The 14023-nt window shown below is 63.7% G+C and carries 8 protein-coding genes and 2 tRNA genes; 5 read left to right on the top strand and 5 right to left on the bottom strand.

Going from position 1 to position 14023, the window contains the following annotated elements:
* The first annotated feature begins 194 nt into the window (after positions 1-194).
* Positions 195-2387, top strand: coding sequence for a putative bifunctional diguanylate cyclase/phosphodiesterase (locus tag ACFWZ4_RS09260; protein WP_439704400.1), 2193 nt, complete (start codon positions 195-197; stop codon positions 2385-2387).
* A 443-nt stretch (positions 2388-2830) separates the two neighbouring features.
* Here ACFWZ4_RS09260 and ACFWZ4_RS09255 read toward each other — a convergent pair whose 3' ends face one another.
* Positions 2831-4939, bottom strand: a complete 2109-nt coding sequence (locus ACFWZ4_RS09255; protein ID WP_439704399.1) for a PAS domain-containing protein — start codon at positions 4937-4939, stop codon at positions 2831-2833.
* A 673-nt stretch (positions 4940-5612) separates the two neighbouring features.
* On the opposite strand from ACFWZ4_RS09255, the gene ACFWZ4_RS09250 reads away from it, so the two are divergent.
* Positions 5613-7865, top strand: coding sequence for a TonB-dependent receptor (locus ACFWZ4_RS09250; protein WP_439704398.1), 2253 nt, complete (start codon positions 5613-5615; stop codon positions 7863-7865).
* A gap of 368 nt (positions 7866-8233) precedes the next feature.
* On the opposite strand, the gene ACFWZ4_RS09245 is transcribed toward ACFWZ4_RS09250, so the two are convergent.
* The 4 genes from ACFWZ4_RS09245 to uvrB all read right to left on the bottom strand — a co-directional run bounded on the left by ACFWZ4_RS09245 (position 8234) and on the right by uvrB (position 12626).
* A complete protein-coding gene (locus ACFWZ4_RS09245) occupies positions 8234-9709 on the bottom strand; it encodes a hypothetical protein (RefSeq protein ID WP_439704397.1) in 1476 nt (491 codons plus the stop codon).
* 46 nt (positions 9710-9755) lie between these two features.
* The gene (locus tag ACFWZ4_RS09240) at positions 9756-10250 is read right to left on the bottom strand and encodes a hypothetical protein (protein WP_439704396.1); all 495 of its coding nucleotides are present in this window, start codon (positions 10248-10250) and stop codon (positions 9756-9758) included.
* A 140-nt stretch (positions 10251-10390) separates the two neighbouring features.
* Positions 10391-10465: transfer RNA gene (locus ACFWZ4_RS09235), tRNA-Val, on the bottom strand.
* Between the two features lie 130 nt (positions 10466-10595).
* Positions 10596-12626: an excinuclease ABC subunit UvrB gene (uvrB, locus tag ACFWZ4_RS09230; protein ID WP_439704395.1), complete on the bottom strand. Its 2031-nt coding sequence runs from the start codon at positions 12624-12626 to the stop codon at positions 10596-10598.
* Between the two features lie 151 nt (positions 12627-12777).
* Here uvrB and ACFWZ4_RS09225 point away from each other — a divergent pair, with 151 nt between their 5' ends.
* The 3 genes from ACFWZ4_RS09225 to ACFWZ4_RS09215 all read left to right on the top strand — a co-directional run bounded on the left by ACFWZ4_RS09225 (position 12778) and on the right by ACFWZ4_RS09215 (position 13834).
* Complete coding sequence (locus ACFWZ4_RS09225) at positions 12778-13323, top strand: GspH/FimT family pseudopilin (RefSeq protein ID WP_439704394.1); 546 nt, start codon at positions 12778-12780, stop codon at positions 13321-13323.
* Between the two features lie 128 nt (positions 13324-13451).
* Positions 13452-13682, top strand: a complete 231-nt coding sequence (locus ACFWZ4_RS09220; protein ID WP_439704393.1) for a hypothetical protein — start codon at positions 13452-13454, stop codon at positions 13680-13682.
* 75 nt (positions 13683-13757) lie between these two features.
* A tRNA-Asn gene (locus ACFWZ4_RS09215) sits at positions 13758-13834 on the top strand.
* The last annotated feature ends 189 nt before the right edge of the window (positions 13835-14023 follow it).

Raw genomic sequence — 14023 nt, 5'->3', positions numbered from 1 at the left:
GCGGACCGCACGGGCGGTCCCGGGGCAAGGTCCGCGCGATCATCGCGCGGTACCGGTCCCCTGATGAGTCGCGTGATTGCGCAGCCCCTTTGTTGCGCGCGTTTCGATCCTTGAGCGCGCACCCTGGAAGCGTCTTGTTGACCCGCAGCCATTCGTGGGTTAACTGTTCCCGGGATCAAGGACGAGGGGAAAGCGTGACGAAATTGTCCACGTTTGCAGCCTGCCTGCTGGTGCTTTGCCTGCCGCTCGCCGCCGCTGCCGCCACCAGGACGCTACGGGTCGTCGGCGACAACAACTACCCGCCCTATCTGTTCATTGGCCCCGATGGCAAGCCACAAGGCTATGCAGTCGATGCGTGGAAGCTCTGGGAGAGCAAGACCGGCGTCAGGGTCGAACTGACGGCGACCAACTGGGCCGACGCCCAGCAGCGCATGCGGTCCGGCCAGGCCGACGTCATCGACATGATCTTCCGCACTCCCGAGCGCGCCGCCACGCTGGATTTCACACGCCCCTTCGCCACCGTGGAGACAGGCATCTATGCCGATCGCAACCTGACCGGCATCGCCGACGCCTCCGGCCTCAGGGGCTTCGTGGTCGGCGTCCAGCGCGGCGATGCGTGCATCGAACGGCTGCACCGGGCGGGCGTGTCGAGCATGCGGGAGTACACCGGCTATAGCGACATCATCGACGCCGCGCGCCGCGGCGACATCCGCATCTTCTGCATGGACCGCTCGCCGGCCGAGTACTACCTCTATCGACTGCACGCGCAGGACGATTTCGTCAAGGCGTTCGACTTCTACAGCGACCGCTTCCGCCGGGGCGTGCGCAAGGGCGACGCGGCGACCCTTGCACTGGTCGAGCAGGGCATGGCGCGGATCACCCCGCAGGAGCGGGAACGGCTGCACGACAAATGGATGGGCCAGCGCGTCGACCTGACCGGTTACGCGCAGCGCTTCAAGGCGGTGGCATCGGCGCTTGCGCTGGTCGGTGTCCTGCTGCTGGCGTGGGTCTACTCGCTGCGGCGGGCGGTCGGAAAACGCACGCGCGATCTGCGCTTCCTCGCCCAGTACGACCCGCTCACCAGCCTGCCGAACCGCCACCTGCTGCTGGACCGGATCAACCACGCGCTCGGCCAGCCAGGCATCGCGCTGTCCGTGCTGCTCATCGATCTGGACAACTTCAAGCGCATCAACGATCGCTTCGGCCATCCGGTCGCGGACGAACTGCTCAAGCAGGTCGCCGACCGGCTCAGGGCGCTTGCCGACCCCGGGGATACCGTGGCGCGGCTCGGCGGCGACGACTTCGTGTTGACCTTGCGCTCGGTCGACGTCGGCCAGGTCACCGCCCTGGCCGAACAGGCGCGACAGGCGCTTGCCCGCGGCCTGGTCGTGGGTGGCGAGGAGGTGTTCCTGAGCGCGAGCATGGGCGTGAGCCTGTACCCGGACGATGGAGACACCGCAGTAGCCCTGCTGAAAAATGCGGACACGGCGATGTCGCGCGCCAAGCAGAACGGGCGCAACGCCATCAGCTTCTACCGCGCCAGCCAGAGTGCGCAGGCAAGCCACTTCGTCACCATGGGCACCGCCATCCGCCACGCCCTGCAGCGCGACGAGTTCGAACTGCATTACCAGCCGCAGCATTGCCTGCGCTCCGGCAGGATCATGGGTGTCGAGGCCTTGCTGCGATGGCGTCGCGGTACCGATCTGGTATCGCCATGCGAGTTCATTCCCTGCGCGGAAGAACTCGGCCTCATCGAAGAACTGGGCGAGTGGGTGATCAGGACCGCGTGCGAGCAACTGGCGCTCTGGCGGGCCGCAGGCGCATCGACGCTGCGCATGGCCGTCAACCTTTCCGCACGTCAACTGGCCAGCCCGGGACTCATCGCGGCAGTGGAATCGGTACTCGCACACACGCAATTGCCCGGCGAACTGCTCGAACTGGAAATCACCGAAAGCGCACTGGTGGGCACCGAAGCCGCGGTTGCCACCACGCTGGAGGCCATCCGGGCCCTGGGCGTGCACATCGCCATCGACGACTTCGGCACGGGCTATTCCTCGCTCGCCTACTTGCGCCACCTGCCCGTCACGGTAGTCAAGATCGACAAGAGCTTCCTGGAAGGCGCGCCCGAAGAGCCGGCCGCCGTCGAAGTCATCAGCGCCATCGTCGCCATGGCGCACGCCCTGAACCTGACCGTCGTGGCCGAAGGCGTGGAAACCCAAGGTCAGGCCACCCTTCTTGAAAAGATCGGCTGCGACCTTGCGCAGGGATGGTTCTACGCGCCCGCGATGCCGCCTGCCCGGATCACGGAGGCCCTGATTCCGAGCGCACCGGAAAGTGGAAACGCTGCCGTGCGGGCCAGGCCGCACGACGGAGCAACAGGCATCTGATCGCCACTGTTTCCGGCAGCTTGGCCAGAAAGAGCATGGTTGCGCTTTTCGGCGATGGCTGATCGACCAGCCTTGACCACAAGGATGGGCGCCCGGTGTGGCGCCGGGCGCCCAGGGGCCCGATGCGGGAGTGAGGTGAGAAACATCGGGCAACGCTGGTATACGCCCGTCCGCACGTTTGAGTCTGTGACGCAGGCCACATCACGGACCGTTGTCCAGCGTGGCGAAGTTGGCCGTCCGAGCAAGCCGTGACGACGATGAAGCCGTGCTCGTCTACGGCCCGCGAGCGCTGCTTGATTTCCCTCAGCTCCCTCTGTTCATGGGCAGAAATAAATGAACGTGACCCCTTTCCCGACGACCACCCTGGCCCGGCAGGCCAACGTGCTCCCTGGTGGAGGACGTGCCCTGGCACCTTCCCGAAAAGCGCACCCCAACCCGGGTGATCAAGCAGCGGCCTGTTTTGCGCTCAACAACCGGCTCAACGCCTGGGCCAGCGCCTCGCGGCTGTAAGGCTTGCGCAGCAACTCCACGTCCGCTTCAACGCTGCCGTTGCGCGCGATGACATCGCGCGGATAGCCGGAGGTATAAAGCACGGCTATCCCGGGCCGACGTTCCCGCGCCCCCCGCACCAGCGCGGTACTCTTGACCGCCCCCGGCATCACGACGTCGGAGAACAGCAGGTCGATCGGAAGATCGGTTTCGAGTACGCGCAAGGCTTCCTCGCCGCTCGATGCCGCGAGCACCCGGTAGCCGAGATCGCCGATCAGGTCGATCACGGTATCGCGCACTTGCGGGTCGTCCTCCACGACCAGCACCGTCCCCTCACCGCTTTCCGAAGACCGGGGATCCTCGTCGTCTTCGTTAACGACAGAACCTTCCGCGCGGGGCAGGAAGATGCGGACGGTGGTGCCCTCGCCCACCGTGCTTTCGATCGTCACGTGGCCACCGCTCTGTTTCACGAACCCGTAGACCATGCTCAACCCGAGTCCGGTGCCATGGCCTTCGGGCTTGGTCGTGAAGAACGGCTCGAATGCCAGGTCGCGCACATCCAGCGGCATGCCGCAACCGTTGTCGGACACGGACACGACCACGTAGTCACCCGGCGCCAACTGCCCGTCGGAAGGACTGCGGTCGTCGACCGCAAGGTTGCTCGCGGCCAGGACCAATCGCCCGTCGGCCGCCATGGCGTCGCGCGCGTTGATCGCCAGGTTGAGCAGCGCGTTTTCCATCTGCCCGGGATCAGCGCACACGTGCCACAGCGCGGCTTGCGCATCGGTGGTCAGGACGACCGCCTCGCCGAGTACCCGGCGCAACATGTCGTCCATGTCGTGCAGCAACCGCGACACGTCCAGCACACGCGGCTTGAGGGGTTGGCGGCGGGCGAATGCAAGCAGTTGAGCCGCGAGTTTCGCGCCCCGCTCGACCGCCAGTGCGGCATTGCGCAAGCGGCGCTGGGCGATCGCATCGTCGGGCAGGTTCGACTGCACCAGTTGCAGGTTGCCCGCGATCACCTGGAGCAGGTTGTTGAAATCGTGGGCCACGCCGCCGGTCAGCCGGCCGACGGCCTCCATCTTCTGCGCCTGGTGCAAGGCCGACTCCGCCTCGGCCAGTTCGCTCGTGCGCTGTTGGACCAGCTCCTCGAGGTGTTCGTGGTGACGGACCAGATCCCGATGGGCGAGAACCCGGTCGGTCACGTCGTGACCGAGCACAAACACGCCCGACACGCTTCCGTCCGGCTCCTGGATCGGCTGGTAGACGAAGTCGAGGAAGAACTCCGACAGCGCACCGTCGCGCTCCAGCAGGACCCGCGCCGCCCGGCCGACGTAAGGCGTCCGGGTGCGACTTACCTGATCCAGCAGGGTGACGAACCCCTGTTGCGCCACTTCCGGCAGGGCCTCCACCAGCGGGAGACCGACGATCGCCTGCCGTCCCACCATGTCGCGATAGGCCGCATTGGCGATATCGAAGACATAGTCGCGGCCGCGCAGGATGCAGACGAATCCCGGCGCCTGCTCGAACAGGTCGCGCAGATGGCGGCGCTCCCGCTCGACCGCGAATTTCTCCTGCTGCGCCTGCTGGGCCCGGTGCAGCACGCGCGTCTCCAGTTCGACGTGTGCCTGCGCAGATTCCCCGGCGATGACCGACTGACGCAACCGGTGCAGCTCCGTCACGTCCTCCGTCCGCTGGACGATCCAGGCCACCTTGCCGCTCGCATCGAGAAGCGGCGTATGGGTGGCGCTCCAGTAGCGATCCTGCAGCACCACACCCTGGTCCGTATGCCGCGGCACCCGGTAGGGAATCAGCGCGAGCGTGTCCGCCTCGCCCGTCGCCAGCACGCGCTCGAGCGAAGCCCGCAACATCCCCACGCCCTGGCGCGCCGGGTCGGCCGGATCGTCCGGAAACACATCGAACAACTGACGCCCCTCCAGGGCCTCCCACGGACTGGCCGTGATCCGCAGATAGGCGCCATTGGCCTTCACGTAGCGGAATTCGCGATCGAGCACCATGCATGCGGTCGGCGCATGCTCGAAAATCTGTTCGAAGTCGATCACCTGGCCCTCTGGCGCACTGGCGCCGTTCGATCGGGCTTAGCGAAGGGCCGACCCGTACTCTGGGGGATGGTATCAGCCGCACCGCGAACGAATGTTTTCTGCTTTCGCGGCAGTGCGAAGCGGACTTGCGCGCTTCCAGCCAAGCGTTCCGCTCACGGACCAGGCTCGCAGAATGCCCTCTCCGCCTGATCGAACACCCGACGCGCCCGCACGAGTGTCTCATCGTCGCGCGGACGAGCCGCCAACCGAACGTAGGGCTTAATTCCCTCCGTCACCTTTGTTCTTAATTCCCTCCGTCACCTTTGTTCTCGGAACGTAGGGCTTAATTCCCTCCGTCCCCTTTGCCCGTCCCCTTTGCCCCCCTCCGTCCCCTTTGTTCTCGTTCTTTACCTTTGTTCGCCAAGCTGCCGGCCTCCCGGACGGTCAAGTCGAGTGCCCCTCGGCCTGGCGAGGACGCGTTCGCGGCTTCGCGTCGAGAAGATGAGCCTGCCCCGCGCCGGGGGCGGGAATGGCGGCCTTTGTACGGCCCCTTGGCCCTTAGCCCCTTCGTTGTCAAGTGAACCCGCCCCGTTCCGGTTGACGGCGGCCGGATCTGTTCCCCCTCTAGCACGGTTGTATGACAATGCGCGGCTTGTCGCCACGCCCACCGTTGCCATCCACAGGGGAATGACCCATGTCCGTCGCACGCCCGCCACGCACCGCCGTGCTCGCCGCCTCCATCCTCGCCGCCCTGGCGCTGTCGCCAACCGCCACGCTGGCGCAGGACACCACCGCACCGGCCAAGCCGCACGCGACCAAGGCCACCGAGCTGCAGACGGTGAACGTTACCGCCTCCAAGCGCGTGGAGAACATGCAGAAGGTGCCGATGGCGATGACCGTGGTGACGCCGGAGAAGCTGGACGCGTTCGGCCAGTCCGGCGACGGCGTATTGCAGCTGGCCGCCCGCGCGCCCAGCGTGTATGCCGAAACCTCCTACGGACGCGAGTTCCCGCGCTTCTACATTCGCGGCCTGGGCAACAGCGACTTCGATCTCAACGCCTCGCAGCCGGTGTCGATGGTGTATGACGACATCGTGCAGGAGAACCCGATCCTCAAGGGCTTCCCGCTGTTCGACCTGGAGCAGGTCGAGGTGCTGCGCGGGCCGCAGGGCACGCTGTTCGGCCGCAACTCGCCGGCCGGCGTGATCAAGTTCGACTCGGTCCGCCCGAGCCGCGAGACCAGTGGCTACGCCCGCGTGTCCTACGGTTCGCTGGGCACCGCCAATGCCGAGGCCGCACTCGGTGGCGCGCTTGGCGCGCAGTGGTCCGGCCGCGTCTCGGCCCTGGCCCAGCACCGCGACAACTGGATCGACAACACCTACACCGGCCAGAAGAACGCGCTGGGCGGCTACAACGACCGTGCGGTGCGATTGCAGGCGCTGTACGAAAACGGCGACTTCAGCGCGCTTATCAACGGCCACGCGCGCTGGCTCGACGGCACCGCGACGGTCAACCGCGCCAACGCGATCGAACTGGGCAGCCCCACCTTCGTGCCCGGCTTCCAGCGCGACGAGGTGGCGCAGGACGGCCTCAACAAGCAGCACCTGTTCACCTGGGGCAGCAACCTGCACCTCAACTGGAACCTGGGCGACTACAGCTTCGTGTCGATCACCGGCCTGGAACACGCCACCACCTATAGCCGGGGCGATGTCGACGGCGGCTATGGCGCGGTGTTCCATCCGCCGATGGGGCCGGGCTTCATCCCGTTCCCGTCCGAGACCGCCGACGCGATGCCGCGCGACCGTCAGCTCACCCAGGAATTCCGGCTGGCCAGCAACGGCCAGGAGCGCCTCAACTGGCAGGTCGGTACCTACTATTTCGACGAAGACATCGCGATCAGCAATTTCGACTACGCGACCTTCAACGACCATGCGCTGGACGGCTACGCCAATCAGACCCAGCGCACCAAGGCCTGGGCCGTGTTCGGCTCGGCCAACTACCAGCTCGCCGACGACTTCGAGCTGCGTGCCGGCGCGCGCTATTCGCATGACAAGCGCGACTTCCGCGTCGACCGGCTGCAGTCGCCGTTTGGCGCGCCGCCGCTGACCCTCACCGCGAACCCGAACGACTCGCGCTGGAGCGGCGACGTCACCGGCACCTGGACGGTCAGCCCCAACGTCAACGTGTACGCCCGCGTGGCCAACGGCTTCCGCGCGCCGAGCGTGCAGGGCCGCGTGCTGTTCTCCGACTTCATCTCGCAGGCCAAGCCGGAAACCATCACCTCCTACGAGCTGGGCATCAAGTCCACCGGCATGGACAACCGCCTGCGCCTGAACGCGGACGTGTACAGCTACACCATGCACGACCAGCAGCTCACCGCGGTGGGCGGCGACATCAACATCACCCGCCTGATCAACGCGAAGAAGACCGAGGGCTACGGCGCCGAGTTCGACCTCGAGGCGGTGGTGACCCCGGACCTGGTGCTTACCGCTGGCGGCAGCTACAACCACACCGCGCTGAAGGACCCGAACCTGGCGGTTGCCATCTGCGGCTCTGGTTGCACCGTGCTGGACCCGCTCAACGCCGACGGCAACGCGTTGATCGACGGCAACGCCTTGCCCAACGCACCGAAGTGGATCGGCACGTTCACCGCCCGCTACGGCATCCCCTACGGCGACGACGGCGAGTTCTTCGTCTACACCGACTGGAACTACCGCAGCGAGGTGAATTTCTTCCTCTACGACTCGGCCGAGTTCAAGGGCAAGCCGCTGCTCGAGGGCGGCCTGCGCGCGGGCTACAACTGGGACATGGGCCGCCGCGAGGTGGCGCTCTACGCGCGTAACCTGACCAACAAGCGCGCGCTCATCGGAGCGATCGACTTCAACAACCGCACCGGCTTCGTCAACGATCCGCGCGTGATCGGCGTCGAGTTCCGCGCCGACCTTTGATCGGGTCTGCCCGCCCTGCGGGTGAACCTGTGTTGGGACGCAAAACAAAAGGCCGGCGCTACGCGTCGGCCTTTTGTTTCTGGGTATGGAACTGGCGAGGGAAACGCCGCCGCGAAGAGGCTAGAGCGGACTCGGCACCCTCCGCCACAAAAATAAGTGAACCTGACCCCTTTTTGCTGGCGGTGAAGAGGCCAGAGCGGGCGGACTTAGCGCCCTCCCTCCCCTGTGTTAGAACTTAAACACCTCCATCCCCTTTATTGGCGGTCCCCTTTTGTTGGGGAGGGCGACCGCCTCAAGGCGATCGGAAAGTGCACTCTGACCCCAGTTTCAGACGTAAAGTGCACTCTGACCCGGGCTTCTGCCGTTGATCACTCCAAGATTCGCATGCACGCATCAAGCATTTGCAAGTTATTAATAATTATCAGGCGAAGTCGGCTCCTCGCCCTAGTCATGTTTTGAAACAACATTTTTGCCAGCTGGTAGTACGCGCGACCTGTATAGATGAGATTACCCTGAAGATTGTATGAAAAGTACTGATCAACCATAACAGCCACGCCGTCATACTCTTGCCCTATTACATCGTGCGACGTGGCCTGTATCCCCACCGAGTAGGTCTCGTGATGCTCACTGTTATACTGCGATGGAGTGAACTTGATAACCTTCCATTTAGCAGCATCCAGCGATGCTAAGTGCCGATTTGCATCACCTGAGTTACTAAAATATAAGAATTCAATGTTGCCGGTATCTTTTACCTTCAACCCGCGATGAGAGTTTACAAACGACTTGATAAAATCTGCTATTTCTTTATTGGTGCGGATCTTCTCGGAAAGAGAAAAACTGGATACTCCCGGAATGGCTGCAATTTGAGCTCCGATATCATTCCTAGTCTCGTGATCGTCGAGGGTCTGGGACCGGTCGTATGAAAAAATACACTGCCCCTTATGGGAGTTGATCTGACTGACTAGGCTGGAAAACTGTGCGGGTCGAATACGCTGAGCCTCGTCGAGCAAAATGGGACCGAAACTGCTCAACTGATGACGCCACATATCTCTAATGGAAATGATATTCCAACCCGCATTGACCAACGTATGGTGGCCCTCGTTGAGTTTTCCACAGTGAATAATAAGTGGTGTGCGCCCGGAGCGGGCCAAGTCTGCGACGATATCGTAAGCAAGTAGCGTTTTACCCGTCCCCGCAGCTCCGGTCAGCGAAACGAACGCACTAGACGCACTGCTTTCAACCAACGCCATTATTTGGCGTTTGACACCTTCTTGCTGGGATGTCAAAAAATATTGCCCCAGCATAAACTTTGCTGGAGAATTAAAGGGCGAAACCAAGTAGGCGGAAGGTTTGAATTTGTGGTCGATTGATGTTGCTTCTTCGATTGCCTGACTCGCCAAGATATTTCGTACTACCCCGCTTTCTACCTGCTCTAGTGTTTCGTCAGTAGTCAGTACGAAGAACTGCTGCGTTAGCGAGGAATACGAAATGCAGAATAGATCCTTTTCAAGGTAACTAAGATAGTACCGATTCCTACAAAGCTGTCGCTGCATTTTCTCTGATTCACAATCAGCCTTGAGCTCAATATTTACGTGATAGTTGTCACCGAACCTCAGTAAGTCAAACTCCTTCCCTATTTGCGGAATTCGATAGCCTACGTAGTATTGATCGAACAGGTGGCCATCCAGTTCGGGGGTCTGCAGCTGCTCAGCCAGCGAATATAGGTCGTCAATTTCATGCGGTCGTATCTCAATCCCAAAGCAGGCAGCGTATTTTCCGAACGCGTCCTGGCCCAGAGCTCTTTGAGCCTGAATAAGGGAAAGCAGGTTAATAGCTTTTGTCATGATTTCAGCGCGTAGAATCGGGAAATATCGGGGTCAAATATCGGGGTCAGAGCCACTTATCTGCAATCAGCTTATGCAAGCGCTGGCGAACGGAACGGACCGATTCGAGCATGCCCTGCAGATCCGAAATTGTGTACCGGATCTCCCGCTGGCCCACAGATGTAGGCAAGCCGGTGACACAGACCGCTGTCTGCTCCGTGGCCTCAAAACCCCAGCGGCCGTGAACCAATATGTTCCTGAACTCGCGCGCACGATGCGCATCGTCGATCAGCCCAAGGAACGCCTCTTTAATCTGGGGATTTCTTTTGAACTTCGCTTGGGCGGCCTTGGCGAATGCCGCCAGCTTGCTGTACAGGTTCGCCCCAGCAAACTGCTCGCTCCGTGACTTCAGGTCCCGCCCGCCATCTGCCCACGCGAGAGCCATGCCCAACGCCATATCAAGGCGGGCATACTCGAACAACATGAAACCAAGCAGTGCGGCGACTTCACGCTCCAGCTTGTCCCGCTCCTCGCGAATTTCGATGCCTGTCCATGCACTCACGGCGACGCTCCTGATTCCCCGTGGAGCAGGCTATCCCCGTTCGCGGCGGAACGTCCAGAGCGGTTGGCTTGATCGAGACGGCAGCCTTTGGGCAACAAAAAAAGGCCGGCGCAATGCGCCGGCCTTTTCGTTTCAACTCTTGGTGGGCGGTACAAGGATCGAACTTGTGACCCCTACCATGTCAAGGTAGTGCTCTACCGCTGAGCTAACCGCCCAAGAGCCGCGAAGTTTAGCAAGGGTGGGGGTGGGATGCCAAGCTTTTTGGCTCTGGCTTAGTTCGAGGCTAGGGCGGCCCCTCACCCCGACCCTCTCCCCGGAGGGCAGAGGGAGCTAGAACGGGGCGCGTCAGCTCTGCATCACCTGCTCGCGCAGCTTGTGGATCTGGTCGCGCAGGCGGGCGGCTTCCTCGAACTCCAAGTTCTGGGCGTGCTTGTACATCTGCCCCTCGAGCTTGCGGATAGCGGCGGCGGCCTGGGTGGCGGTGAGGTTGGCGTACTCCCCTGCCCCTTCGGCCACGGCCTTGCCGCGGGAGCCCTTGCCGGCCTTGCCCTTGCCGCGTGCGGAGGGTTCGGCGCGGGCGCCTTCCATGATGTCGGCGATGCGGCGCACGACGGTCTGCGGGGTGATGCCGTTGGCTTCGTTGTAGGCGATCTGCTTTTCGCGGCGGCGGCTGGTTTCGTCCATCGCCGCCTGCATGGAGCGGGTGACCTGGTCGGCGTAGAGGATGGCCTTGCCGCGCACGTTGCGGGCGGCGCGGCCGATGGTCTGGATCAGCGAGCCGGTGGAGCGCAGGAAACCTTCCTTGTCGGCGTCCAGGATCGCCACCAGCGAGACCTCGGGCATGTCTAGGCCCTCGCGCAGCAGGTTGATGCCCACCAGCACGTCGAACTCGCCCAGGCGCAGGTCGCGAATGATCTCGGTGCGCTCGACCGTCTCGATGTCCGAGTGCAGGTAGCGCACCTTCACGTCGTGCTCGGAGAGGTATTCGGTGAGGTTCTCGGCCATGCGCTTGGTGAGCGTGGTGACCAGGATGCGGTCGCCCATGGCGATTCGCTTCTTGGCCTCGCCGAGCAGGTCGTCGACCTGGGTGCGCACCGGGCGCACTTCCACTTCCGGATCGACGAGGCCGGTGGGACGCACGACGAGTTCGGTGACGGCGTCGCCGGATTTTTCCAGCTCGTAATCGCGCGGCGTGGCGGAGACGTAGATGGTGCGCGGCGCGCGCTGTTCCCACTCCTCGAAGCGCAGCGGGCGGTTGTCCATCGCCGAAGGCAAGCGGAAGCCGAACTCGACCAGCGTCTCCTTGCGCGAGCGGTCGCCCTTGTACATCGCGCCTAGCTGCGGGACGGTGACGTGCGATTCGTCCACTACCAGCAGCGCGTCGGGCGGCAGGTAGTCGAACAGGGTCGGCGGCGGCTCGCCGGGACCGCGGCGGGTCATGTGGCGCGAGTAGTTCTCGATGCCCTGGCAGAAGCCGACCTCGGCCATCATCTCGATGTCGAAGCGGGTGCGCTGGTCCAGCCGCTGCGCCTCGACCAGCTTGTTGTCGCGGTAGAGCTGCTCCAGCCGTTCCTTGAGTTCGACCTTGATCGTCTCGATGGCGTTGAGCACGCTCTCGCGGGTGCTGGCGTAGTGGGTGCGCGGGTAGACGGTGTAGCGCTGGACCTTGCGGATCGTCTCGCCGGTGAGCGGGTCGAACAGCGAGAGGCTTTCCACGTCGCCGTCGAACAGCTCGATGCGCAGCGCCTCGGTTTCCGATTCGGCCGGAAAGACGTCGATGTTCTCGCCGCGCACGCGGTAGGTGCCGCGGCGCAGTTCCATCTCGTTGCGGGTGTACTGCAGCTCGGTGAGCTGGTGGATGAGTTTACGCTGGTCGATGCGCTCGCCGGTGGAGAGGATCAGGCGCAGCGAGAGGTAGTCTTCCGGATCGCCCAGGCCGTAGATGGCCGAGACGGTGGCGACGATGATCGCGTCGCGCCGAGAGAGCAGCGCCTTGGTCGCGGCCAGGCGCATCTGCTCGATGTGGTCGTTGATCGACGAATCTTTCTCGATGAAAGTGTCCGAGGCGACCACGTAGGCCTCGGGCTGGTAGTAGTCGTAATAGCTGACGAAGTACTCGACCGCGTTGTGCGGGAAGAACTCCCTGAACTCGCCGTAGAGCTGCGCGGCCAGCGTCTTGTTCGGCGCCAGCACGATGGTCGGACGCTGCACTTGCTGGATCACGTTGGCGATGGTGTAGGTCTTGCCCGAGCCGGTGACGCCCAGCAGCGTCTGCGCGGCCAGGCCAGCCTCGAAGCCCTCGCTCAGTTTGGCGATGGCTTGCGGCTGGTCGCCGGAAGGCTGGTACGGGGAAACAAGTTGGAATCGGTCGGTCATGGCTGACGGATATGCGGGCGGACGGGGCGATCTTAAAGGCGCCCTGCTGACAGGGGCTGTCAGCACAGACCCACGGGATGGTGGTGTTCAGGCTGCTTCCAGCGCCCGGTGGCGGCGCGGATGATGCGCGTTCCTCGCACGGAGCGATGGCATGGCAGGGATGCAGCGAAGCGGGCGCCGCCGTATGCGCGGCGTCACGCTGGTCGAGCAGGTGATGGTGGTGGCGATCCTGGCGATCCTCGCAGGCATCGCCAGTCCGTCGCTGGCCGGGCTGGTGCGTCGCGGGCGGGCGCAATCGGCGCAGATGGATTTCATCGAGGCGCTCGGCTATGCGCGCGGCGAGGCGGTACTGCGGCGTACGCGGGTGCTGTTCTGCCCGACCCGCGATCGCGTGCATTGCAGCGAGGAAAGCCGCTGGGACGGTGGCTGGCTGGTCGGTGTCGACCGCAATCGCGACAACCAGCCGGATGCCGCACCGTTGCGTGTCGGCGACAGTCACACACGTCTGGTGATCCAGGGCAGCGAGTCGCGTCGGCATGTGACGTTCCTGCCCGATGGCAGCGCCAGTGGCAGCAATCTCACCCTGCTCTTTTGCACTCCGGGAGGAAGCGGGGAGCCCCTTGGCGTAGTGGTGTCGAACTCGGGACGAGTGCGCGGAAGCCGGCCGCGTGGCAGGCGGGCCGAGAGTTGCTCGTAATTCGTGGTGGTTTCGGCCCGCCGTAAGGGCGGCATCCAGGCCGGTGCGCTGGAGCCCACTTCCGGTTACACCAGGTGTTCACGAGTTGGGTGCCACAACCGCTGCGGACTTCCATCCCGAGGTGCGCCATGGCTTACGGAGATCCGTCAAACCGCCGACCCTCACCGCCGCAGCCGCCGCCGGACGCGACGCCATTGCTCGCCGCCGCGCAGCGGCACCTGGAGAGCGCAGGTGTTTCGGCGTGCGTGGTGCGCAGCCCGGATGGCGACCTGATGGTGGCCGTAGGGGCACCGTCGGATCGTCTGTTTGTCATGTTGGCCCGGCAGGCAGCTTCGGCCCGCGACGCCGATGGCAACTGAGTGCAGGGCCGCGGGAAAGGTGTCCCGGCCGCTTGACAGCCCACCTGAGGCTATTCAAACTACGCAGCTCACCCCGCCCGAATAGCTCAGCTGGTTAGAGCACTTGACTGTTAATCAGGGGGTCGTTGGTTCGAGTCCAACTTCGGGCGCCAAATTCAAAGGCCTTGCAGCGATGCAAGGCCTTTTTCTTTGCCTTCTTTCCGAGGCTCCGGGCTGGACGCGGGGGCGCTTCCGGACGCTCCCAGCCTCAATCCGCGCGTGCCGCGACGGGGCATGCGCGAGTGGCCCGAGTTCACGATCGGGTCTTCTGCAGTGACCTTGAAGAGCGGCGACTTTTGCAG

The sequence above is a fragment of the Frateuria sp. GZRe12 genome (assembly GCF_051900535.1).
Taxonomy (GTDB): domain Bacteria; phylum Pseudomonadota; class Gammaproteobacteria; order Xanthomonadales; family Rhodanobacteraceae; genus Frateuria_A.
Note: the sequence above shows the minus strand (reverse complement) of the source record. Positions and strands in the feature narration are given on the sequence as shown.